The 21,287-nt window shown below is 76.3% G+C and carries 24 protein-coding genes; 11 read left to right on the top strand and 13 right to left on the bottom strand.

Translation table 11 applies throughout. From position 1 onward, the window contains the following. From pcaG to pcaC, 4 genes are all read left to right on the top strand, one after another. Positions 1-382 (top strand): protocatechuate 3,4-dioxygenase subunit alpha (gene pcaG, locus FN207_RS25725; protein WP_142461297.1); only part of this gene is annotated, 382 nt, incomplete at its 5' end. 34 nt (positions 383-416) lie between these two features. After that, the gene (gene pcaB, locus FN207_RS25720) at positions 417-1,745 is read left to right on the top strand and encodes a 3-carboxy-cis,cis-muconate cycloisomerase (protein ID WP_246066381.1); all 1,329 of its coding nucleotides are present in this window, start codon (positions 417-419) and stop codon (positions 1,743-1,745) included. Beyond that, a complete protein-coding gene (gene pcaD, locus FN207_RS25715; protein WP_142461296.1) occupies positions 1,742-2,521 on the top strand; it encodes a 3-oxoadipate enol-lactonase in 780 nt (259 codons plus the stop codon). The genes pcaB and pcaD overlap by 4 nt, the downstream gene beginning before the upstream one ends. After that, a complete protein-coding gene (gene pcaC / locus FN207_RS25710; RefSeq protein ID WP_221888410.1) occupies positions 2,518-2,916 on the top strand; it encodes a 4-carboxymuconolactone decarboxylase in 399 nt (132 codons plus the stop codon). Before pcaD ends, pcaC begins: the two co-directional genes overlap by 4 nt. 7 nt (positions 2,917-2,923) lie before the next feature. Here the strand turns inward: pcaC and FN207_RS25705 are convergent, their stop codons facing one another. Both FN207_RS25705 and FN207_RS25700 read right to left on the bottom strand, forming a co-directional pair. Beyond that, positions 2,924-3,115: a hypothetical protein gene (locus FN207_RS25705; RefSeq protein ID WP_142461295.1), complete on the bottom strand. Its 192-nt coding sequence runs from the start codon at positions 3,113-3,115 to the stop codon at positions 2,924-2,926. A 111-nt stretch (positions 3,116-3,226) separates the two neighbouring features. Further along, positions 3,227-4,390 (bottom strand): HNH endonuclease signature motif containing protein, encoded by a 1,164-nt coding sequence (locus tag FN207_RS25700; protein WP_142461294.1) that lies wholly within the window; start codon positions 4,388-4,390, stop codon positions 3,227-3,229. 146 nt (positions 4,391-4,536) lie between these two features. On the opposite strand from FN207_RS25700, the gene FN207_RS25695 reads away from it, so the two are divergent. Together FN207_RS25695 and FN207_RS25690 are read left to right on the top strand one after the other, a co-directional pair. After that, on the top strand, positions 4,537-5,997 hold the full coding sequence (locus FN207_RS25695) for a benzaldehyde dehydrogenase (protein ID WP_142461293.1): 1,461 nt from the start codon (positions 4,537-4,539) through the stop codon (positions 5,995-5,997). An 87-nt stretch (positions 5,998-6,084) separates the two neighbouring features. Continuing rightward, the gene (locus FN207_RS25690) at positions 6,085-6,954 is read left to right on the top strand and encodes an intradiol ring-cleavage dioxygenase (protein WP_142461292.1); all 870 of its coding nucleotides are present in this window, start codon (positions 6,085-6,087) and stop codon (positions 6,952-6,954) included. On the opposite strand, the gene FN207_RS25685 is transcribed toward FN207_RS25690, so the two are convergent. Genes FN207_RS25685 through FN207_RS25670 form a run of 4 tightly spaced genes read right to left on the bottom strand, consistent with a single transcriptional unit; the run spans position 6,951 to position 10,408 of the window. Further along, positions 6,951-7,781, bottom strand: coding sequence for a 5-oxoprolinase subunit C family protein (locus FN207_RS25685; RefSeq protein ID WP_221888409.1), 831 nt, complete (start codon positions 7,779-7,781; stop codon positions 6,951-6,953). The two genes, FN207_RS25690 and FN207_RS25685, sit on opposite strands and share 4 nt — an antisense overlap. Beyond that, entirely contained in the window at positions 7,775-8,374 is a 600-nt protein-coding gene (locus tag FN207_RS25680; RefSeq protein WP_142461291.1) for a 5-oxoprolinase subunit B family protein, read from the bottom strand. The genes FN207_RS25685 and FN207_RS25680 overlap by 7 nt, the downstream gene beginning before the upstream one ends. After that, the gene (locus FN207_RS25675; RefSeq protein ID WP_246066379.1) at positions 8,374-9,138 is read right to left on the bottom strand and encodes a LamB/YcsF family protein; all 765 of its coding nucleotides are present in this window, start codon (positions 9,136-9,138) and stop codon (positions 8,374-8,376) included. Before FN207_RS25675 ends, FN207_RS25680 begins: the two co-directional genes overlap by 1 nt. 13 nt (positions 9,139-9,151) lie before the next feature. Next, positions 9,152-10,408, bottom strand: coding sequence for an NRAMP family divalent metal transporter (locus FN207_RS25670; protein ID WP_142461290.1), 1,257 nt, complete (start codon positions 10,406-10,408; stop codon positions 9,152-9,154). 215 nt (positions 10,409-10,623) lie between these two features. On the opposite strand from FN207_RS25670, the gene FN207_RS27440 reads away from it, so the two are divergent. After that, the gene (locus tag FN207_RS27440) at positions 10,624-11,691 is read left to right on the top strand and encodes a chemotaxis protein CheB (RefSeq protein ID WP_142461289.1); all 1,068 of its coding nucleotides are present in this window, start codon (positions 10,624-10,626) and stop codon (positions 11,689-11,691) included. A gap of 3 nt (positions 11,692-11,694) precedes the next feature. Continuing rightward, the gene (locus tag FN207_RS25660; RefSeq protein ID WP_221888408.1) at positions 11,695-13,620 is read left to right on the top strand and encodes a CheR family methyltransferase; all 1,926 of its coding nucleotides are present in this window, start codon (positions 11,695-11,697) and stop codon (positions 13,618-13,620) included. Positions 13,621-13,698: 78 nt separating this feature from the next. Here the strand turns inward: FN207_RS25660 and FN207_RS25655 are convergent, their stop codons facing one another. The 5 genes from FN207_RS25655 to FN207_RS25635 all read right to left on the bottom strand — a co-directional run bounded on the left by FN207_RS25655 (position 13,699) and on the right by FN207_RS25635 (position 17,177). Further along, entirely contained in the window at positions 13,699-14,046 is a 348-nt protein-coding gene (locus FN207_RS25655; protein WP_142461288.1) for a hypothetical protein, read from the bottom strand. Then, positions 14,043-15,527 carry an amino acid permease gene (locus FN207_RS25650; protein ID WP_142461287.1) on the bottom strand — a complete coding sequence of 495 codons (1,485 nt, stop codon included), beginning with the start codon at positions 15,525-15,527 and terminating at the stop codon, positions 14,043-14,045. The genes FN207_RS25655 and FN207_RS25650 overlap by 4 nt, the downstream gene beginning before the upstream one ends. Before the next feature lie 37 nt (positions 15,528-15,564). Continuing rightward, positions 15,565-16,416, bottom strand: coding sequence for a pyridoxal kinase PdxY (gene pdxY, locus FN207_RS25645; protein WP_221888407.1), 852 nt, complete (start codon positions 16,414-16,416; stop codon positions 15,565-15,567). A 121-nt stretch (positions 16,417-16,537) separates the two neighbouring features. Further along, a complete protein-coding gene (locus FN207_RS25640) occupies positions 16,538-16,738 on the bottom strand; it encodes a hypothetical protein (protein ID WP_142461286.1) in 201 nt (66 codons plus the stop codon). 16 nt (positions 16,739-16,754) lie between these two features. Continuing rightward, a complete protein-coding gene (locus FN207_RS25635; RefSeq protein ID WP_142461285.1) occupies positions 16,755-17,177 on the bottom strand; it encodes a phage holin family protein in 423 nt (140 codons plus the stop codon). 114 nt (positions 17,178-17,291) lie between these two features. Between FN207_RS25635 and FN207_RS25630 the strand changes: the two genes are divergently transcribed. Beyond that, complete coding sequence (locus FN207_RS25630) at positions 17,292-17,855, top strand: putative immunity protein (RefSeq protein WP_142461284.1); 564 nt, start codon at positions 17,292-17,294, stop codon at positions 17,853-17,855. Here FN207_RS25630 and FN207_RS25625 read toward each other — a convergent pair. Further along, positions 17,807-18,706, bottom strand: coding sequence for a potassium channel family protein (locus tag FN207_RS25625; RefSeq protein ID WP_142461283.1), 900 nt, complete (start codon positions 18,704-18,706; stop codon positions 17,807-17,809). The two genes, FN207_RS25630 and FN207_RS25625, sit on opposite strands and share 49 nt — an antisense overlap. A gap of 162 nt (positions 18,707-18,868) precedes the next feature. On the opposite strand from FN207_RS25625, the gene FN207_RS25620 reads away from it, so the two are divergent. Together FN207_RS25620 and FN207_RS25615 are read left to right on the top strand one after the other, a co-directional pair. Beyond that, positions 18,869-19,954: a zinc-dependent alcohol dehydrogenase gene (locus FN207_RS25620; RefSeq protein WP_142461282.1), complete on the top strand. Its 1,086-nt coding sequence runs from the start codon at positions 18,869-18,871 to the stop codon at positions 19,952-19,954. Positions 19,955-20,084: 130 nt separating this feature from the next. Beyond that, complete coding sequence (locus FN207_RS25615) at positions 20,085-20,483, top strand: hypothetical protein (protein ID WP_142461281.1); 399 nt, start codon at positions 20,085-20,087, stop codon at positions 20,481-20,483. A gap of 5 nt (positions 20,484-20,488) precedes the next feature. On the opposite strand, the gene FN207_RS25610 is transcribed toward FN207_RS25615, so the two are convergent. Further along, positions 20,489-21,277, bottom strand: coding sequence for a hypothetical protein (locus tag FN207_RS25610; RefSeq protein ID WP_142461280.1), 789 nt, complete (start codon positions 21,275-21,277; stop codon positions 20,489-20,491). Positions 21,278-21,287: the final 10 nt, after the last annotated feature.

The following is a 21,287-nucleotide window of genomic DNA, read 5'->3' as shown; positions in this document are numbered from 1 at the left end:
GGCCGATCCCGACGGCGGCTTCCCCTCCCCGGAGGACCCCCGCGGTCAGGCCGCCTATCCCGGCTTCCGCGGGTACGCCCGCGCGCAGACCCTCAGCGGCGAGTTCGGCGTGTTCACCCTCAAGCCCGGGCGGGTGCCCGACGGCGAGGGTGGCTGGCAGGCGCCGCACGTCGACGTGTCGGTGTTCGCCCGCGGCCTGCTCGACCGGGTCGTCACCCGGATCTACTTCGCCGACGAGGCCGACGCCAACGCCGCCGACCCCGTGCTCCAGGCCCTGCCGGAAGACCGCCGTCAGACGCTGCTGGCCACCCCGACCGGCGACGGCTACCGCTTCGACGTGCACCTGCAGGGCCAGCGCGAAACCGTCTTCTTCGCCGTCTGAGCAGGCTCGCCCGCCCCCCGGTAGGAAGGACGACGTGACAGGTCTGTTCGCCGGCACCTTCGCCCGCGGCGGTGCGGCGGCGGCCGTCTCCGACGACGCGTGGTTCCGCGCGCTGCTCGAGGTCGAGGCCGCGCTGGCCCGCGCCGCCGCCGCGGTGGGCCTGGTGCCCGCGACGGCTGCGGACGCGGTGACCGCGGCCTGCGCCGACCCGTCCCGGCTGGACCTCGCGCGCGTCGTCGCCCGCGCCGCCGACGCCGGCAACCCGGTGCCGCCGCTGGTGCGCGCGCTGCAGGACGCCGTCGGCGAGCGCGACGCCGTCGCCGTGCACGTGGGCGCCACCAGCCAGGACGTCGTCGACACCGCGCTGGTGCTGCTCGCCCGGCGGGCGATCGCGGAGGTCGACGCCGACCTCGCCGCGGCCGCCGGCGTCTGCGCCGCACTCGCGCGGACCCACCGCGACGACGTCGTCATGGGCCGCACGCTGATGCAGCAGGCGCTGCCGACGACCTTCGGGCTCAAGGCGGCCGGCTGGCTCGCCGGTCTCGACGGCGCGCGGCTGCGGCTGGCGGAGGTCGTGGCCTCGCTGCCGGTGCAGTACGGCGGCGCGGTCGGGACGCTCGCGGCGTCGTCGGGGGCCGGGGTCGCGGTGCGCGGTGCGCTGGCCGCCGAGCTCGGGCTGGTGGCGCCGGCCGTCCCCTGGTTCACCGTGCGGCTGCCGGTGGCCGACCTCGCGGGCGCGCTGGGCGCGGCGGCGGGCGTGGTGGCCACGGTCGCCGTCGACGTGGTGCTGCTGGCCCAGTCGGAGGTGGCCGAGGTCGCCGAGGTGGGGGAGGGGCGCGGGGGTTCGTCGGCGATGCCGCACAAGCAGAACCCGGTCGCCGCGATCTCGGCGCGGGCCTGCGCGCGGCGCGCACCGGGGCTGGTGGCCACGCTGCTGGGCGCCATGGAGCAGGAGCACGAGCGGGCGGCCGGGGCGTGGCACAGCGAGTGGCCCACGCTCACCGACCTGCTGACCACGGTGGGCTCGGCGGCGGCGTGGCTCGCCGAGAGCCTGCGGGGACTGCGGCCCGACGTCGGCCGGATGGCGGACGCGGTCGCCGCGGCGGGCGAGGGCGCGCTGGCCGGCGCGCTGGCCGAGGCGCTGACGCCGTCGCTGGGCCGCGGCGCGGCGCACGACGCGGCCGCCGAGGCGACCCGGCACGCGCGCGACACCGGCCGGTCGCTGGCCGAGGTGGTCGCCGTCCGGACCGACGTGGACGTCGCCGCGGTGCTGGCCGCGGCCACCCCCGACCCGGGGGAGGCCGGCGCGCAGGTGGACGCGGCGCTGGCCGAGCACGAGCAGCTGGTGGAAGGGGCACCGTGACCGCCGTCGAGGTCAGCTACACCGAGGACGGGCCGGCCGACGCGCCGGTCGTCGTCCTGTCCAACTCGCTGGGCGCGACCCGCGGCATGTGGGACCCGCAGGTGCCGGCGCTGGCCGAGCGCTACCGGGTGGTCACCTACGACACCCGCGGGCACGGGGAGTCGCCGGCGCCGGCCGGGCCGTACACGGTCGACGACCTCGTCGACGACGTCGTCGCGCTGCTCGACCGGCTCGGCGCGCGGACGGCGCACGTGGCCGGGCTGTCGCTGGGCGGGATGACGGCGATGCGGCTGGCCGCGCGCGAGCCCGCGCGGGTGGGCCGCCTGGTGCTGCTGGCCACCTCGGCGAAGCCGGACCCGCAGGGCTTCCTCGACCGGGCGGTGCAGGCGCGCTCCGGCGGGACGGCGCCCCTGGCGCCGGCGATCGTGGGCCGGTGGCTGACGCCGGCGTACGCGGCGCAGCACCCCGACCTGGTGGCCCGCCTGGAGGCGATGATCGCCGGCGCCGACGACGAGGGGTACGCGAACTGCTGCGAGGCGGTCGGCCACTTCGACGCCCGCGAGGACCTGGCGCGGATCACCGCGCCGACGCTGGTCGTCTCCGGCGCCGAGGACCCCGCCCTGCCGCCGCCGCACCAGCAGCTGATCGCCGACGGGATCGCCGGCGCCACCCTGGTGTCGATCAGCCCGGGGGCGCACCTGCCCAACCTGGAGCAGCCGCTGGAGGTCACCGGGGCGCTGCTGGCCCACCTCGACGCCGCCGGGAGCCACGCGTGAGCGAGTCGCTGTCCTCGGACGACGCCCGCCGCGAGGCCGGCATGCGCACCCGCCGCGAGGTGCTCGGCGACGCGTGGGTGGACCGGGCGGTGGCGAACACGACGCCGTTCACCGCCGGGTTCCAGGACTTCATCACCCGCGTGGCGTGGGGCGACGTCTGGCAGCGTCCCGGCCTCGAGCGGCGCGAGCGCAGCATCGCCACGCTGTCGATCTGCATCGCGCTGCGGCACTGGGAGGAGTTCGCGCTGCACGTGCGCGCCGCGGTGCACAACGGCCTGACCGACGCCGAGATCGGCGAGGTGATCCAGCACGCCGCCGTCTACGCCGGGGTGCCGGCCGCCAACCACGCGTTCAAGGTCGCCGGGCCCATCCTCGAGGAGCTGCGCGCCGGCTGAGACGGGCTCACCTCGTCTCGGCGGGCTCCCGGGGGCTCGGCACCAGCGCGACGCTGAGCGAGGTCACGAGGCCGACGAGCACGGTCGCGGTGACGTCGTCGTCGAGCCAGTACAGGAGGGCGGCGGCACCCAGGCCGATGAGGACGGCGAGCACCAGTCGCCGTCGCACACCGTCCCAGTACGTGTCCCCGTTGCCCATGCCGCAGGACGCTAGGCGGGCGCTCTCCCCGTCCCCGGCCCATCGCGCGCGTGCCGCGACGCCACCCGGCCGTCCCGGCGCGTCGCCTCCGCACCGTGGTGACCCGGCTGCTCAGGCGACCGGTGCCAGCAGGGGTGCAGGTGTGCTGATCTGCGACCCGTCGGGTCGCCAGGTGTGCCAGGCGCCGTCGGGTTGTCGTTCGACGCGGAAGCCGTGGTGGACCTTGGTGTGGTGGCGTTCGCAGAGCAGTGCCGAGTTCTCGAGGCTGGTCGCGCCGCCGTCGATCCAGTGCACGAGGTGGTGCACGTCGCACCAGTGCGTCGGGGCGGAGCAGCCGGCGAAGACGCAGCCGCCGTCGCGGAGTTCGGCTGCTCGGCGGAGGTGGCGGGTGGCGAGGCGGTGCTCGCGGCCGAGGTCGAGCGGGGCGCCGTCCGGGCCGAACACGACCCGGCTCACCGCGCCGTCGCAGGCCAGCCAGCGGGCGCGGGCGGCGGAGATGACCGCGCCGAACCCCATCTCCGCGGTCCCGCTGCCGGTGGCGAGATCCTCGAGACCGATCTTGGCGATCACCTGTGGCCTGACCCCACGCGTGATGGGCAGGCTGCCGGAGGACAGGGCGTTGTCGCACAGCTGCACGAGCGCGTCCCCGAGGCGCTGGGCGCGGGTCCGCTCGTCACCGGCGGGCCGGTCGGCCTGCACGTGAGCCTCCAGCGCGGCCTGCAGTCGCTCCCCGCCGACGGCGTCCAGCTCGCCGCGGATCGACAGTGACCCGTCGGCGTGCTTCGAGAGCGTCAGCGACCGCTGCTCGGTGGGGTCGGGTTCGGGGCCGTCGGGGTCGAGGTCATCGAGGTAGCGCTGCACGACCTGCACCAGATCGCCGTGCGGCCGCTCCATCGCCACCTCGGTGAACACCGCGTCGATCACGGCCAGGTCGACGCCTTGTGCGGCCGCCGAGGACAGCCGCTGCGGCGTGACCGCCCGCGCCGCTTCCGCGACCTGCGCCGACGACACGAGTCCCGCGTCGTGCGCCTCGGCCAGCGCCGGCAGGCGCAGTGCGCGGCCGTTGCGCACCAGCCGCGACGCCTCCGGGCCCGAGAGCCGGCAGTGCCCGCGCAGCCAGGAGGTCATCGACTTCTGGCCGTCGCGTTCGGGCGCCTGCGACAGCTCCGCCGCCCGCACGAGCCGCGCCAGCCGGGCGTCCTGACGGTTCCGCTCGGCGACCACGGCAGCGACGTCGTCGAGGACGTCACCGCCGCCCAGCTCACCCGAACGCATGTACGAATCCTACCGCCCTCCGAGCCGTCCCGCGAGGTGTATCCCCAGGTCAGACGCCTGTCCACAACCTCGGGAACCCCGTACGCAGCCTTGGTCCGGCCCGTGGACGAGGATCGCGGCAGGGCACATCGACGAGAGGGAACGACGTGGCACTCCTGGACGACGGGGCATGGCAGGGCAGGGTCTGGACGGGGGCGTGGACCGAGGGATCCGGCGGCACCTACGACGCGGTGGAGCCGGCCACCGGCGACGTCATCGCACCGGTGGGAAAAGCGACCCCCGAGGACGTGCAGGGCGCCGCCGAGCGGGCGGCGGAGGCGCAGCGCGCCTGGGCCGCGGCGCCGTTCGAGGAGCGCGCCCGGGTGCTGCGCCGCGCAGGCCAGGTGCTCGAGGACAACGCCGACGAGATCAAGGGCTGGCTGGCGCGGGAGTCCGGCGCGATCCAGCCGTTCGGTGACTTCCAGGTCCACACCAGCGCGCAGGAGTGCTACGAGGCCTCGGCGCTCCCCAGCCACCCCTACGGCGAGCTGCTGCGCACGGGTGCGCCCCGGCTGAGCTTCGCCCGCCGCGTCCCGGCCGGCGTCGTCGGCGTCATCGCGCCGTTCAACGTGCCGACCATCCTGGCCATCCGCGCCATCGCCCCGGCCCTCGCGCTGGGCAACGCCGTCGTCCTCAAGCCCGACCCGCGCACCGCCATCTCCGGCGGCGCGGTGTTCGCGCGGGTCTTCGAGGAGGCCGGGCTCCCGGCCGGCGTCTTCCAGGTGCTGCCCGGCGGCGCCGACGTCGGGGAGGCGCTGGTCACCGCCCCCCAGGTGCGGGTCATCGCCTTCACCGGCTCCACGCGGGCCGGCCGCATCGTCGGCGCGCTGGCCGGCCAGCACCTCAAGCGGGCGCACCTGGAGCTCGGCGGCAACTCCGCGCTCATCGTGCTGCCCGACGTCGATGTCACCGCCGCGGCCAGCGTGGGCGCCTGGGGCACCTTCTCCCACCAGGGCCAGATCTGCATGGCCACCAGCCGGCACCTGGTGCACGAGTCGATCGCCGAGGAGTACACGGCGGTGCTCACCGAGAAGGTGGAGAAGCTGCCGGTCGGCGACCCGTTCCGTGAGCAGGTCGCGATGGGCCCGCTGATCGACGCCGGCCAGCGCGACCGGGTGCACGGGCTGGTGACCGCCAGCGTGGAGAGGGGCGCCACGGTGCGCACCGGCGGCACCTTCGAGGGGTTGTTCTACCGGCCGACCGTCCTCGGCGGCGTCGCCATCGACCACCCGGCCTACCAGGAGGAGATCTTCGGCCCGGTCGCCCCGGTGACGCCGTTCTCCAGCCTCGACGAGGTCGCCACGCTCGCCGCCGGCACCGAGTACGGCCTGAGCCTGGGCATCCTCACCCGGGACGTCTACGCCGGCCTCGAGCTGGCCGAGCGGATCCCGAGCGGCCTGGTCCACATCAACGACCAGACCGTCAACGACGAGGCGGTGGCGCCCTTCGGCGGGGTCGGCGCGTCGGGCACCGGCTCCCGGCACGGCGGCCCGCAGGCGAACATCGAGGCGTTCACCGAGACGCAGTGGGTCACCGTGCGCGGCGACCTGCCCGCCTACCCGTTCTGAGCGCGGACGAGGTCGTGCACCCCGGCTGAGGTGCACGACCTCGCCGTCGCGGTTCCGTGATCCGCCTGAGCGCGAGAGGCTGCGCGCATGAGCGGCGAGCTGTTCAGCGAGGAGCGTTCGGCGGAGGTCGTCGCGGCCAGCTTCGCCGGCACTCCCGACCCGCGGCTGCGGCAGGTGATGACCTCGCTGGTCCGTCACCTGCACGCCTTCGTCAAGGACGTCGAGCTCACCGAGGAGGAGTGGGCCGTCGCCGTCGACTTCCTCACCCGCACCGGCCACACGAGCACCGGGGTGCGGCAGGAGTTCATCCTGCTCTCCGACGTCCTCGGCGTCTCGATGCTGGTGGAGACGATCAACCACCGCTCCGGCGGCACCTCCACCGAGTCCACCGTCCTCGGCCCCTTCCACGTGGTCGAGTCACCGCCGCGGCAGCTCGGCGACGACATCGCCCTCGACGGCAAGGGCACCCCCTGCCTGGTGTCCGGGCGGGTCACCGGTCCCGACGGCGAGCCGCTGGCCGGCGCGACCGTCGACGTCTGGCAGACCAACGAGGACGGCTTCTACGACGTCCAGCAGCCCGACGTGCAGCCGCCGGGCAACCTGCGCGGGCTGTTCACCGCCGACGGCGACGGCCGGTTCTGGTTCCGCTCGGTGGTCCCGCGCTACTACCCGATCCCCGACGACGGCCCGGTCGGCCGGCTCCTCGCCGCCACCGGCCGCCACCCCAACCGCCCGGCGCACCTGCACCTCATCGTCGCCGCGCCCGGCTACCGCCCGGTGACCACGCACGTGTTCGTGGCCGACTCGCCCTACCTCGACTCCGACGCGGTGTTCGGCGTCAAGGAGAGCCTCGTCCGCGAGGTCCCCGAGGTCGACGACCCCGCCCGCGCCGCCGAGGTCGGGCTGGCCAACCCGTTCCGCACGCTGACCTTCGACCCGATCCTGCTGCGCGCCTAGCAGCGGAACCGCAGCGCCTGGCCGGGTCGCAGCTGCGCGCAGCGGTCGACGTCGTCGTCGGCGACGTAGCCGGCCACCGGATAGCCGCCGGTCACCGGCGCGTCGGCGAGGAAGAGCACCGGCGCGCCCGACGGCGGCACCTGCACCGCGCCGCGCACCAGCCCCTCGCTGGCCAGCTCGCCGTCGACCGCCCGCTCCAGGCGCGGCCCGGCCAGCCGCAGCCCCACCCGGTTGCTCTCCGCGGTGACCGTCCAGGGCCCCGGGAGGGCGCCGAGGGCCGCGGCGGTCAGCCAGTCAGCGCGGGGGCCGGGCAGCAGCCGCACGGTCACCTCCCCGGCGGGCGGGTCGGCCACCGGCGCCAGGTCGACGCCGGGCAGCGGGCCGGCGGGGTCGCCCTCCGGCAGGACGTCGCCCGCGCGCAGGGGGGCCGGGCCGAGGCCGGACAGCACGTCGGTCGAGCGGGAGCCCAGCACCGGCGGCACCGCGATCCCCCCGCGGACGGCGAGGTAGGTGCGCAGCCCGGCGACCGGCGTGCCGAGCGCCAGCGTCGTCCCGGCGCGCAGCAGGCCGGGCGCGGCGTGCACCGGCGACCCCGGGCACCGCGCGCCGGTGGTGACGACGAAGCAGTCGGCCTCCGCGCGCACCACGAGCCCGCCGAGGGTGGCCTCCAGCACCGCCGCGGCGGCGTCGTTGCCCACCAGCCGGTTGGCCAGCGCGGCCGCGGCCCGGTCGGCGGCGCCCGACCGGCCCACCCCGATGCCGCCGAGGCCGGGCCGGCCGCGGTCCTGCACCGTGGTCAGCGGACCTGCCGCCACCACCGTCAGCACGGCACGAACCGCACCCGCACGCCCGGCCGCAGCAGCGCCGCGGGGTCGCGGGACAGGTCGAACACCGCGACGTCGGTGCGCCCGATCAGCTGCCAGCCGCCGGGGGAGGCGCTCGGGTAGACGCCGGTGAAGCCGCCGGCCAGCCCGACCGCCCCGGCCGGGACGCGGGTGCGCGGCGTCGTCAGCCGGGGGACGTCCCACGGCTCGGCGTCCGGCACGCAGTAGCCGAACCCGGGCGCGAACCCGCAGAAGGCCACCGTCCACTCGCGGCCGGTGTGCGCCGCGACGACGCCGTCGGGGTCGGTGCCGAGCAGCCCGGCCACCGCCGCCAGGTCCTCGCCGTCGTAGCGCACCGGCAGCTCCACCCGCTCGCCGGTGCCAGCCCGGCCGGGGCGCCACGGCAGCCGCTCGAGGGCCGTCCGCAGGTCTGCGAGGCTCCCGTCGGACACCACCAGCACCGTCCGCGCCGCCGGGACGACGTCGACCACGCCCGGCAGCGCGCGGTCCCGCAGCGCGGCGGAGAACCCGAGGACGGCGTCGAGGTCGTCGAGTTCGACCAGCAGCGCTGACGACCCGCTCGGCAGGACCCGCATCAGGCGAACGGGGCCAGGGTCACGCCGGCGTCCGTGAGCGCCGTCCGCACCTGCCGGGCGATCCCGACCGCGCCGGGGGTGTCGCCGTGCACGCAGATCGACTGCGGTGCCAGGAGCAGCGGGCCGCCGTCGACGTCGGTGACCGGTTCCCCGGCGGCCATGGCCACGCAGCGGCGGGCGATCTCCCCGGCGTCGTGGAGGACTGCGCCGGGCTGCCGCCGGGACACCAGCGCCCCCTGCGGTGTGTAGGCCCGGTCGGCGAACGCCTCTGCCACGACGGTCAGTCCGGCCTCGGCCGCCAGTCGCAGCCACGCGGACCCGGGCAGGCCGAGCACCGGCAGCGTCCGGTCGTACTCGACGACGGCGCGCACCACGGCCGCCGCCTGGTCCTCGTGGGCGACGATCGCGTTGTAGAGCGCCCCGTGCGGCTTGACGTAGCGCACCCGGGTCCCGGCCACGCGGGCGAAGGCCTCGAGCGCGCCGACCTGGTAGAGGACGTCCTGGGTCAGCGCGTCCGGTTCGACGTCGACGAACCGGCGGCCGAAGCCCGCGAGGTCGCGGTAGCCCACCTGCGCCCCGATCGCGACGCCGGCCGCTGCGGCCCGCTCGCAGACGCGGCGCAGGATCACCGGGTCGCCGGCGTGGAAGCCGCAGGCGACGTTGGCGCTGGTGACCACGCCGAGCAGCGCGTCGTCGTCGCCGAGGGTCCACTGGCCGAAGCCCTCGCCGAGGTCGGAGTTCAGGTCCATCCGTCCGGGAGGCATGGGGTGATCCTGCTCAGGAGAACAGCTCGATGACCGGGCGGACGGAGTTGACCGCGAGGTAGAGCGTCCCGAACCACGCCACCCACCCGACCACCAGCAGCCAGCGCGGGTAGCGGTAGCCGCCGAGGAGGTCGGTCCGCCGGGTGGCCACCCACAGCAGGACGGCGATGCCGATCGGCAGCAGCAGGCCGTTGAAGGCGCCGGCGAACACCAGCAGCGTGGTGGGCGCGGCCCCGGCCACCAGGTACGCCAGCGTGGTGACGGCGATGAAGCCGACCACCAGCAGTGTGCGGGTGCGGTCGCTGGTGCGGGTCCGGGAGGTCACGAACGACACCGACGTGTACGAGGCGCCGATGACGCTGGTGATCGACGCCGCCCACAGCACGACGCCGAACACCCGCAGACCCACCTCGCCGGCGGCGATCTCGAACGCCGAGGCCGCCTGGTTGTCCGGGTCCAGCGACGCCCCGCCGGCCACCACGCCGAGGATGGCGAGGAACAGGACGACCCGCATGATCCCGGTGACGACGATGCCGGTGACCGAGCCCCGGGTGATGTCGCGGACGTGCCCGGGGCCGGTGACGCCGGAGTCGAGCAGCCGGTGCGCGCCCGCGTAGACGATGTAGCCGCCGATCGTCCCGCCGACCAGCGTGGTGATGGCCAGGACGTCGATCTGCTCGGGCAGGACGACGTTGCGCAGCGCCGTCCCCACCGGCGGGCCGGAGGTGATCGCGATGTAGGTGGTCAGCAGGATCATCGCCAGTCCGAGGACGACGACGATCCGGTCGACGGCGACGCCGGCCCGCTTGCTCAGGAACACCCCGATCGCGACCAGAGCCGACAGCGCGCCCCCGATCCTCGGCTCCAGGCCGAACATCGCGTCGGTGCCCAGCCCGGCTCCGCTGACGTTGCCGACGTTGAACACCAGACCGCCGACGACGAGCAGGCCGGCCATGAGCCAGCCGAGGCCGGGGGCGACGAGGTTGCCCAGCTCCTGCGCCCGCCGACCCGAGACGCCGACGACCCGCCAGACGTTCAGCTGCAGCGCGATGTCGATGAGGATCGACACGGCGATCGCGAAGGCGAAGGCGGCGCCGAGCTGGACGGTGAACGTCGTCGTCTGGGTGATGAAGCCGGGCCCGATGGCCGAGGTGGCCATGAGGAACATCGCGCCCAGGACGGTCGAACGGGTGCTCGCCGACATGCGGCCACCGGTCGGCGGCGCGGTGTCGTCGGTGGCGACGGGACGGTTGCCCGGGAGGTGCGACATCAGCGCTCCGGCATGTCGATCGGCACGTGTGCGGACCGCGGCGTCCTGCGCGGCGGGCGCTGCTGCTCGCCGTCGGCGACGCTAGCCAGGGCGCTCGGAGGCGGCAACGCGGACCGGCCGGCCCGGTTCCCGGTCTGGCCGCCGTACCGCGCCGGCCGGGCGCCTAGGGTGCAGGGGACGCATGCCCGCACGGGAGGCGGGACGGAGGCGGGGACGTGGGACAGCGTGACGTGGTGGTGATCGGCGCGTCCGCCGGCGGCGTCGAGGCGCTGCGCGACCTGCTGGCCGCCCTCCCGCAGGACCTGCCCGCCGCGGTCCTCGTGGTCCTGCACGTGCCGGCCAGCGGCCGCAGCGCCCTGCCGGCCATCCTCGGGCGGGTGTCGGCGCTGCCGGTGCACGCCGCCACGGACGGGATGCCGCTGCAGGTCGGCACGGTCGCCGTCGCGGTGCCCGACCGGCACCTGCTCGTGCTCGACGAGCACCTCCTGCTCTCCCGCGGCCCGCGCGAGAACGGCCACCGGCCCGCGGTCGACGTGCTGTTCCGCTCGGCCGCCCGCGCGCACGGCCCACGCGTGGTCTCCGTCGTCCTCTCCGGCGCCCTCGACGACGGCACCGCCGGCACGATCGCCGTCCGGGCCCGCGGCGGGGTCACCGTCGCGCAGGACCCCGCCGACGCGATCTACGCCAGCATGCCGCTGCACGCGATCGAGTTCGGCCGGGCCGACCACGTCGCCCCGCTCGCCGACCTGGCGGCCCTGGTCGACCGGCTGGTGCGCGAGGAGGCTGACGTCCCGGCCGACGAGCCGCCCCCGGACCTGATGACGACGGAGACGCGGATGGCTCGGCTCGACGGCGAGGCGATGGACCAGGACGAGCGCCCCGGGACGCCGTCGGGCTTCGGCTGCCCGAGCTGCCACGGCGCGCTGTTCTCGATCGACGAGGGCGGGCTGGAGCGCTACCGCTGCCGCGTCGGGCACGCCTGGTCACCCGAGGCGCTGGCCGCCGAGCAGGCGCAGGCGCTGGAGAGCGCGCTGTGGATGGCGCTGCGCGGCCTGGAGGAACAGGCGGCGCTGAGCCTGCGGCTGGGGCAGCGCGCCGAGGGCCACGGGCACCGGCACAGCGCGTCGGCGTTCCACCGCCGGCACGACGAGGCCCTGCAGGCGGCCGGGCTGCTGCGTGGGCTGCTCGAGCGCGGAGTGCTCGCCGGGGGAGACGTCCCCGACGGCGTCGACGGTGGTCTCGACGACACCCTGGGCGACCCGGCCGATCCCCGGGGGGCCTGATCCGTGGCGGAGGAGCGACAGCCGGAGGACACGGTCGACGACGACCTGCTGGCCGACGAGCTCGACGACGGGACGGACCCGTTCGGCGAGGCCGCGGCCGGGCTCGACCCCGACTTCGAGGGGCTGCTGCACTACCTGCGCGAGCGCCGCGGCTTCGACTTCACCGGCTACAAGCGGCCGAGCCTGGTCCGCCGGGTGCGCCGCCGCATGGCCGAGGTCGGCATCTCCTCGGTCGCGGAGTACCAGGACTTCCTCGAGGTCCACCCCGACGAGTTCGCGCCGCTGTTCACCACGATCCTCATCAACGTCACGAGCTTCTTCCGCGACCGGCCGGCCTGGGACCACCTGCGCGACGAGCTGCTGCCGCAGCTGCTGGCCTCCGCCGGCCCGGTCATCCGGGTGTGGAGCGCCGGCTCGGCCTCGGGGCAGGAGGCCTACAGCCTGGCGATCCTGCTGGCCGAGGCGCTCGGGGTCGACGAGTTCCGCGAGCGGGTGAAGATCTACGCCACCGACGTCGACGAGGAGGCGCTCGCGCAGGCGCGCCAGGCGCTGTTCACCGAGCGCGAGATGAGCAGCCTGACGCCCGAGCAGGTGGAGCGGTACTTCACCCCGGAGGGCTCCCGGTTCGCCTTCCGCAAGGACCTGCGCCGCTCGGTGATCTTCGGCCGCAACGACCTCGTGCAGGACGCGCCGATCTCGCACGTGGACCTGCTGCTGTGCCGCAACACCCTCATGTACTTCACCGCCGAGACGCAGGACCGCATCCTCGGCCGGCTGCACTTCGCCCTGGCCCCGCACGGGCTGCTGTTCCTCGGCAAGGCCGAGATGCTGCTGTCGCACGCGCAGCTGTTCGTGCCGGTCGACCTCACCCGGCGCTTCTTCCGCAAGCGCGAGGGCGGCACGGCGGCCGACCGGCGGCCGCACCCCCTCGCCGCGCGCGCCGACGGCGACGCCGGCGACGGCGACCCCGCCCGGCTGCGCCGCCAGGCGATGCTGTCCTCGCCGGGCGCCCAGCTCGTCCTCGACGCCGACGGCCGCCTGGCGATGGTGAACTCCGACGCCGGGCGGCTGTTCCGCGTCGACGAGCGCGACGTCGGCCGGCCGTTCCAGGACCTCGAGGTGTCCTACCGGCCGGTCGAGCTGCGCGGCGCGATCGCCGAGGCCGTCACGAGCCGGCAGACCGTGTGGCTGCGTGGCGTCGAGCGGCACCAGGCCGGCACCGAGGCGCTCGTGTTCGACGTCCGGGTGGCACCGCTGTCCCGCGAGGACGGCAGCCCGCTCGGCTGCACGGTCGTCTTCGAGGACGTCACCCACTACAGGCGGCTGCAGCGCGAGCTCGAGTACGCCAACCGGCAGCTCGAGACCGCCTACGAGGAGCTGCAGTCGACCAACGAGGAGCTGGAGACCACCAACGAGGAGCTCCAGTCGACGGTCGAGGAGCTGGAGACCACCAACGAGGAGCTCCAGTCGACCAACGAGGAGCTGGAGACGATGAACGAGGAGCTCCAGTCGATGAACGACGAGCTCCACACGACCAACGAGGAGCTGCGGGTCAGCACCGAGGAGGTCGCCACGCTCAACGACTTCATGACCGGCGTGCTCTCCAGCTTCCGCGCCGGCGTCGTCGTCGTGGACCCCGACCTGCGGGTGCTGGCGTGGAACGCCGCAGCCGAGGACCTGTGGGGCCTGCGCCAGGACGAGGTCACCGGCCGGCGCCTGCTCGACCTCGACATCGGGCTGCCGCTGGCCCAGCTGCAGCCGCTGCTGCGCCGGCAGGTGGCCGGCGACGGGCCGCCGCACGAGACCCTCGAGCTGCGGGCGGTCAACCGCCGGGGCCGGCCGCTGCGGGTCCGGGTGACGGTCAGCGCCTCCGCACCCGGCGCGGCCCGGCGCGGCGGCGCCGTCGTCCTGATGGACCCCACCGACTAGTCAGAGGACCTCCCTGCCCCCCACCGCTCGCAGGCTCGCGGCGGGCCCCTGCGAGGAGGTCGCCCCACCGGAACGACCTCAGCCCTCGGGTCCCTCCTCGGCGGCCTGCCGCCGGTGGGTCCGGGCCTCCTCGCGGTGCCCGGACGCCTGCCGCCGGTGGTCGCCGGGGTCGCCGTGCCCGGTCCCGGCCGCCGCCTCGTGCGCCCCTGCCGCGGCCTCGTGCAGCCCCGCGGCCTCCTCGTGCCGCCCCGCGGTGCGTTCCTGCGCCGCCTCCGCCCGGGCGGCGGACTCCTCCGCGGCCCGCTCCGCCGCCCGGACGTCGTCCCCGGAAGGCGCGTCGCCCGCGGCCAACCGCGCGCGGCGGTCGGCCAGCTCGCGGCTGCGCCGGGCCGCGGCCGCCGCCCGCTCCGCGGGGTCGTCGGTCACACGCGCGCTCCGGACCTCGTGCGGGCCGAGCGGCCGAGGCGGGAGTTGCGGTAGCCGTAGACCGCGTAGACGAGCAGCCCGATCGCCAGCCACGCCAGGAAGCGCAGCCAGGTCTCGATGCTCAGGTTGAGCATCAGGTAGAGGCAGGCGAGCGCGGACAGCAGCGGCAGCACCGGCGACAGCGGCACCCGGAACGGCCGCTCGAGCTCCGGCCGGGTGCGCCGCAGCACGACCACCGCGACCGACACCAGCAGGAACGCGAACAGCGTGCCGATGCTCACCAGGTCGGCCAGCGTGCCGAGCGGGACGAACGTCGCGAGGACCAGCACGAGGCCCGCGAACAGCAGGGTGACCCGCACCGGGGTGCCGGTGCGCGGGCTGACCCGGGCCACCGCCGGCGGCAGCAGGCCGTCGCGGCCCATGGCGAAGCCGATGCGGCCGATGGTGATCAGGTCGACGAGGATCACCGAGGTCAGGCCCGCCACCGCGGCGATCGACACCAGGGACGACGCCCAGCCCAGCCCCACCTGGTCGAAGGCGTCGGCGATCGGCGCGCCCTCGTCGATGTCGCGGTACTCGACCATCCCGACGACCACGAACGCGACGCCGACGTAGAGGGCGGTCGCCAGCCCCAGGGTGCCGAGCAGGCCGAGCGGCACGTCGCGCGCCGGGCGCCGGGTCTCCTCCGAGAGGTTCGCGACCGCCTCGAAGCCGGTGTAGGCGAAGAAGACGACGGCGGCCGCGGTCAGCACGCCGCCGACGCCGAAGGCGACCGGTTCCAGCCCGGCGACCACCTCGATGAGCGGCCGGGTGAGCCCGCTGCCGCCCTCGGCCGGCTCCGCGGGCGGGACGAACGGCGTGAGGTTGGCGCCGCGCACGAACCAGGCGCCGGCGACGATGACGAACACGCAGACGGCGACCTTGACGACCACGAGCAGGCCGGTGACCCGCGCCGACTCCCGGATGCCCAGCACGGCCACCAGCGTCAGGACGACGACGATCGCGGCCGCCCCGACGTTCACCGTCGACGTCTCGCCGAACAGCGACGGCGGCAGGCCGAGCAGGTTGCCCACGTAGCCCGACCAGCCGCGGGCCACCACCGCCGCGCCGAGCGCGAACTCGAGGAACAGGTCCCAGCCGATGATCCACGCCACCACCTCGCCGGCGGTCGCGTAGGCGTAGGTGTAGGCGCTGCCCGCCGTCGGCGCCGCGGAGGCGAGCTCGGCGTAGCAGAGCGCGGCCAGCAGGGCGACCAGGCCGGCGATGGCGAAGGAGACGACCACCGCCGGCCCCGCGTTCTGCTTCGCCGTGACACCGGTGAGCGTGAAGATGCCGGTGCCGATCACGATGCCGATGCCGAAGCCGACGAGGTGGCGGGCGCTCAGCCGCTTGCGCAGGTGCCCGGTGCTCTCGGCGCCGGCGGGGTCGTCCCCGGCGTCCGCTCGTACCGCCTCGACCGACTTCGTCCGGAACAGGTCCACGCGGGGACGCTAGGTCGGGGAGCGGCTCCCCGCGCGTTCAGACCTCCTCGACGGCGAAGCTCCGCGACGGCGACACGAACTCGTCCTGGGCGGCGACCAGCAGGATCTCCCGCGAGCCGGCCTCCTCGGTGCGCCGCAGCAGACCCCACACGCTGGCCGCGGCCCGGCCCAGCGCCTCGCCAGCCGAGCGGGTGTCGAGCCAGTGCGCGAGGAACAGCGCCGCGATCGCGTCGCCGGCGCCGTTGACCGACACCGACAGCCGCGGCGTGCGGACCCGGAAGTGCCGGCCGCCCTCGGAGGCGAGCAGGTCGACCGCGTCGTCGGGGGTGTCGTCGACGACCAGCGACGTCGTCAGCACCACCCGCGGGCCCAGCGCCTGCACCGCGGCGACGGCGTCCCTGACCTCGGCGAGGGTCCGCGTCGTCGTCTGCGCGAGCAGGTCGAGCTCGTAGTGGTTGGGGGTCACCAGGTCGGCCGCGGGGACGGCGACCTCGCGCATGAGCTCCTCGATGCCGGGGCGCACGAACACGCCGCGGCCGACATCGCCGATGACCGGGTCGCAGCAGTAGACGGCGTCGGGGTTGGCCGCGCGCACCCGCCCGACGGTGCCGACGACGGCGTGGCCGATGTCGGCGGAGCCGAGGTAACCCGACAGGACGGCGTCGGCGGTGCCCAGGACGCCGCGGTCGGCGATGCCGTCGACGACCTCCTCGACGGCCTGCCCGTCGAACACCCGGCCGGTCCACGCGCCGTAGCCGGTGTGGTTGGAGAACTGGACGGTGTGCACCGGCCACACCTCGACGCCGAGGCGCTGCAGCGGGAAGACGGCCGAGGAGTTGCCCACGTGGCCGAAGGCGACGTGCGACTGGATGGAGAGGACGTTCACCACGGCCGCACAGGCTGCCAGGTGCGCCCGGCCGGCTCGGCCGAGGGTCGCGAGCGGATCGCGGCAGGCATGCGCGGCCGGTGGTCCCGTCACGGGCCGGGCCGGGCGCGGGGTACCGGCCGGCTCACCTCGCGCGGTGGTGTCCGGTCGCCCGCTCGAGCACCCACCCCTCGCCCCGGCAGCCGCGGGGGAGCGGGGGGAAGCGGTGTCCCGCGACGTCGGTGGACTCGTAGGCGTGGTCCTCGTCGTGCCCGTCGCACCGGTAGATGCCGCTGCGGGGCACGATCTGGCCGGGATGGAAGACCTGGGTCTCGTCGGCGCTCACGTCCTGGCTCCTCGGGTCAGCCGGCCGGTGGTGCGGTCGTGCCCGCGGCGGCCGACGCCACGCGCACGTCCTCGCGGACGCTGGCCGCCGTCCGCTCCGGCAGCAGCGACCCGGCCCGGCGCAACTCCTCCCGCGCGGTGGAGGCCAGCGCGGCGGCGCCCCCTCCGTAGAGCAGCGTCGCCACGGCCGCGGCGGCGGGCGGGGACAGCCGGCGCTCGAGCAGCCGCAGCAGCAGGGCGCTGGAGCTCCCGACCGCCAGGACACCGAGCCCCGCCGCACCGCCGAGCAGGGCGGCCGCGCGCCCGGCCCGCCGCGCCCTCCCGGCGACCTCCGCGCGGGCCTGCGCGAGCTCGTCGCGGACCAGTGTCGTGACGTCGTCGGTCAGCGACTGCAGGAGGTCCGCGGTCGAGGCGCTCGCGGGCGGGGTGCTCTCGGTCATCGGTCCTCGCAGCTGGCTCGGGTCGGACGGGCGCGGTCGGCTCCCGCGGTGCCGGGCTACCCGGCCGGCCGGGGACCAACCGGCCGGCGGTCGGCGGGGCGGCACGATGGCGCCGTGGGAGAGGACCCCGCGCGGATCGAGCTGGGCCGCGACGAGCTCCGCGCGGTCACCGGCTTCGCGGCGGCGTGCGCGCGGACCGTCCTGGCGCTGGTCGAGCGCGACCGGCCCGGCGACGGGCGTCCGCGGGCCGCCGTCGACGCCGCACAGGCCTTCGCCGACGGCGCCGAGCGGACCCGGGTGCTCCGGGACCGCGCCTGGGCGGCGCAGCGGGCGGCGCACGACGCACGCGACGCCGGGGCGGCCGCGGCGAGCGAGGCCGCACGGGCGGCGATGGCCGCGGCCGGCGCCGCGTTCCTCCACCCCCTGGCGAGGGCCACGCAGGTCCGGCACGTCCTCGGCTCGGCCGCCCACGCCGCCCGGGCCCTCGAGCTCGACGCGGGGGACGACCCCGCCGTCGGCGCCGACCGCATCGCCCGGGCCCGGGACCTCGCGGGTCCCGTCGTGGTCGGCGTCCTGCGGCGCTACCCACCGGCCCCCGGCGGTGGCGGGCGCGTCGGTGAGCTCCTCCGTCAGCTGGACGCGTCGCTGCGCCGACCGCCGGCGTCGTCCGGCGGGTAGCCGTGGTCGTCGGCGTAGGCGGTCACGAGGTCCCCGACGGCGCCGCCGCGGCGCAGGAACTGGCGGTCGAGGACGCCGGTCAGGTCCCGGAGCACGAGGGCCAGGTACTCGCCGCCGGTGCGCACGTCGTCGTCGGGGGAGCAGCGGGCCGCGTCGGCCAGCCGCAGGGCCACCGGCAGCTGCCGGGGGAGCGCGGTCTCGGGGTCGACGTCGCCGAAGTAGTACGTCTCGGCGTGCTGGGTGAGGTCGACCCGCACGTGCACCAGGTCGCCGGCCACCTCGCGCAGCAGGCCGGGGTCGGGCACGGACGGGCCGGTGCGCTGCAGCAGCGCCAGCCGCAGCGCCAGCGCGCGCCGCCGGCTCAGCGCCGGGTACACCTGCAGCACCCAGGTGACCGCCGCGGTGAGCAGGACGAACCCGATGAGCGCCTGCACCGGGACGGCGATCCGCAGCCAGGAGCTCTCCGGGACGATGTCGCCGAAGCCCAGCGTGCCCAGGGTGACGATGGACAGGTAGACCGCGTCGATCAACTGCCCGCGACCGTCGACGTCGAGCCCACTGCCGTAGACGAAGCCATGCGGCAGGTGCGGCCAGTACACGAGCGTCCAGCCCGCCACCAGCAGCAGCACCCAGGCGAGGACGACGGCGCCCATCGTCAGCGGCCCGCCGAGGAACGCCAGGCGGCTCCGGTGCCGCGCGCGGTGGCCGGCGCGCCAGACGGCGTGCATGAGCCGCCGGCTCAGCCCGCCCCGGCTGCTCGGGTGCCACAGCGTGTGGACGATGTCCCGCAGCGCGAACAGCACCAGAGCCGCGCCGACCGCCGTCGCTGCCCATCCTGCCGCGGAGGCCACGCGGCGAGGGTCCCAGGAGGTGGTCCTCCGCGGAGTCGTGCTCTGCCCCGCCCGGCAGGGCAGAGCACGACTCCGCGCAGACCCGATCGTGTGCGATCGAAACCGGCCGGTGCCGGCCGGGATCGCCGCGCGGGCCGCCGCCGGGGATGGCACGGTGCAGGCATGAGGGCCGTGCGGACCATCGGCGTCGTCGAGCCGGGCCGGCCGGCCGTCCTCGACGTGACCGAGCACGAGCCCGGCCCCGGCCAGGCGTGGGTGACCACCGAGTACAGCGGTGTCAGCGCCGGCACCGAGGTGGCGCTGGTGCGCGGCACCGACCCGCAGCACGCCGCCGGCTGGGACCCCGACCTGCGCTCCTTCGGCCCCGACCTGCCGCGCGCCGGCTATCCCGTCGAGACCCTGGGCTACATGGAGGTCGGGACCGTCACCGACAGCCGCACGCCCGACCTCGCCGAGGGCACGCGGGTGGCCATGGCCTACGGCCACCGCACCGGCCGCTGCGCCGACCCCGCCGAGAAGCCGGTCATCCCGGTGCCCGACGACCTCGACCCGGTCCTCGGGATCTACCTCGCGCAGATGGGCCCGATCTGCGTCAACGGCCTGCTGCACGCCACCGCGCAGTTCACCGGACCCGGCGGCGGCGTGGGCGACGGCGTCCGCGACCGGCACGTGCTGGTCACCGGCGCCGGCGTCATCGGGCTGCTGACGGCGATGCTGGCCGTCCGGCACGGTGCCGCCGACGTCGTCGTCGCGGAGTCCTCGCCCGACCGCCGCGCGGTGGCCGGGGCGCTGGGGCTGGCGACCGTCGACGTCGACGCGTGGCAGGAGGTCAAGCAGCGCTGGCGGCACGCGCCCGGCGACGCCGGCGCCGACCTGGTGCTGCAGTGCCGCGGGCACGACGCCGACCTCGCCACCGGGCTCAAGGCGCTGCGGCCGCAGGGCGTCGTCGTCGACCTGGGCTTCTACCAGGCCGGCGCGGCGGCGGTCCGGCTCGGCGAGGAGTTCCACCACAACGGCCTGTCGGTGGTGTGCGCCCAGATCAGCCGGGTGCCGCGCGGGATGGCCGGTGCCTGGCCGCGGCGGGCGCTGGCCGACGTCACCCTCGACCTGCTCCGCGCGCGCGGTGACGACGTCCTGCGGCACGTCGTCACCGACGTCGTGCCCTTCGACGACGGCCCGCGGCTGCTCGCCGACCTCGCCGGACGCCGGCTGCCCGCCCCGCCGCTGCAGGCCGTCCTGCGGTTCTGAGCCGCCCGGCGCGGCGTGTCGCACGTCGCCGCGCGGACGGACTTGTCGCGGAACGGGCGCGGCGGGATCCTCCGGTCACCACCGCGGTCCCCGGTCGCCCGGGCGCGGCGGGGTCCAGGGGAGGGCCGCCATGGGGTGGGCAGTCGTCAGCGTCGTCGGTTTCGTCCTGGTGACCGCACTGGTCACCGCGATGGCACGCAGCAACACCGCCCGGTGGGAGCGCGACCACCGGGCCGCCCAGGCCGCCGCGCGGGAACAGGCGGCGACCGCGCGCAGCGGCTGGGTGGCCGCGCTCGGGCACCACGCGGACGGGGACGGGGACGGCGCGGGCGGGCACCGCCCGCACCTGCACCTGCCGCACGTGCACCTGCCGGCCGGCCTCGTCGCCCGGCTGCCGCACCCGCACGTGCACCTGCCGCACCTGCACCTGCCGCCGCTGCACCTCCCGCAGGTGCACCTGCCCTGGCGGTCGCGGACCCCGGAGCAGCTCGACGAGCCGCCCCGGGCGGGCGCCGACGCGGGGTCCTGAGGGCTCTACCCGGCCGAGGGGAACGGCAGCTGCCCGAGCCCCGGCTCCCAGGGCGCGGGGGTCTTCCTCCGGCCGCGCCGGCCGGCCCGGCGCGCCGTCTCCTCCCGCTCGGCGCTGCGCCGCCCGAACCGCGCGCGGGCCTCGGCCAGACCGGGCACGTCCAGGCCGTCGGCGGTGAGCCGGCAGGCGCCGATCCGCATCCAACGCGTCGCGCCGCCGGCGTCCCGGACCCCGACGAGCAGGCCGCGGTCGTGCCGCCGCAGCAGCAGCGCGGCGCCGCGGACGCCGGCCTCGGTGGCCGCCGCGACGTCGGCGCCGGGGCCGTAGAGCCAGGTGACCGAGGGGGTGTCGCGGCGCAGCCGGTCGTCGCGCTCGCGCCAGGCGGTGTCGGTCAGCGGGGCGAGCTGCACCTCGAGGACGCCGACGCCGGCCACCGCCACGTGCAGGCCGGGGTGCCCGTCGGGACCGGGCCGGCGGACGACCCGCGGCCGGTGCCCCTGCGCGGCGAGCCAGGCGGTCAGGGGACGGCGGTAGCGGAGGGGGTCGTAGGCGGCCGCGGCGGACCCGCGCCGGGCCAGGGCGCACGGCGCGGCCTCCGCGTGCCGGAAGGAGGGCACCGGGCCGGGCGCGATCTCGAGCCGGCCGCCGCAGCCGCCGGCCTCCCGCGCGCACCAGAACCCGCCGCGGGCCTGCTCGCCGAGCAGCCGCGCGGCGGCGTCGTCGCGGGGCAGCTCGACCGCGGCCGTGCCGTCCGGCCCGTCGGTCACCGCCCAGCGGAGTTCCCCACCCGTCACGGGCGCGACG

It is taken from the genome of Geodermatophilus aquaeductus (assembly GCF_900182545.1).
GTDB classification, from domain to species: domain Bacteria; phylum Actinomycetota; class Actinomycetes; order Mycobacteriales; family Geodermatophilaceae; genus Geodermatophilus; species Geodermatophilus aquaeductus.
Note: the sequence above shows the minus strand (reverse complement) of the source record. Positions and strands in the feature narration are given on the sequence as shown.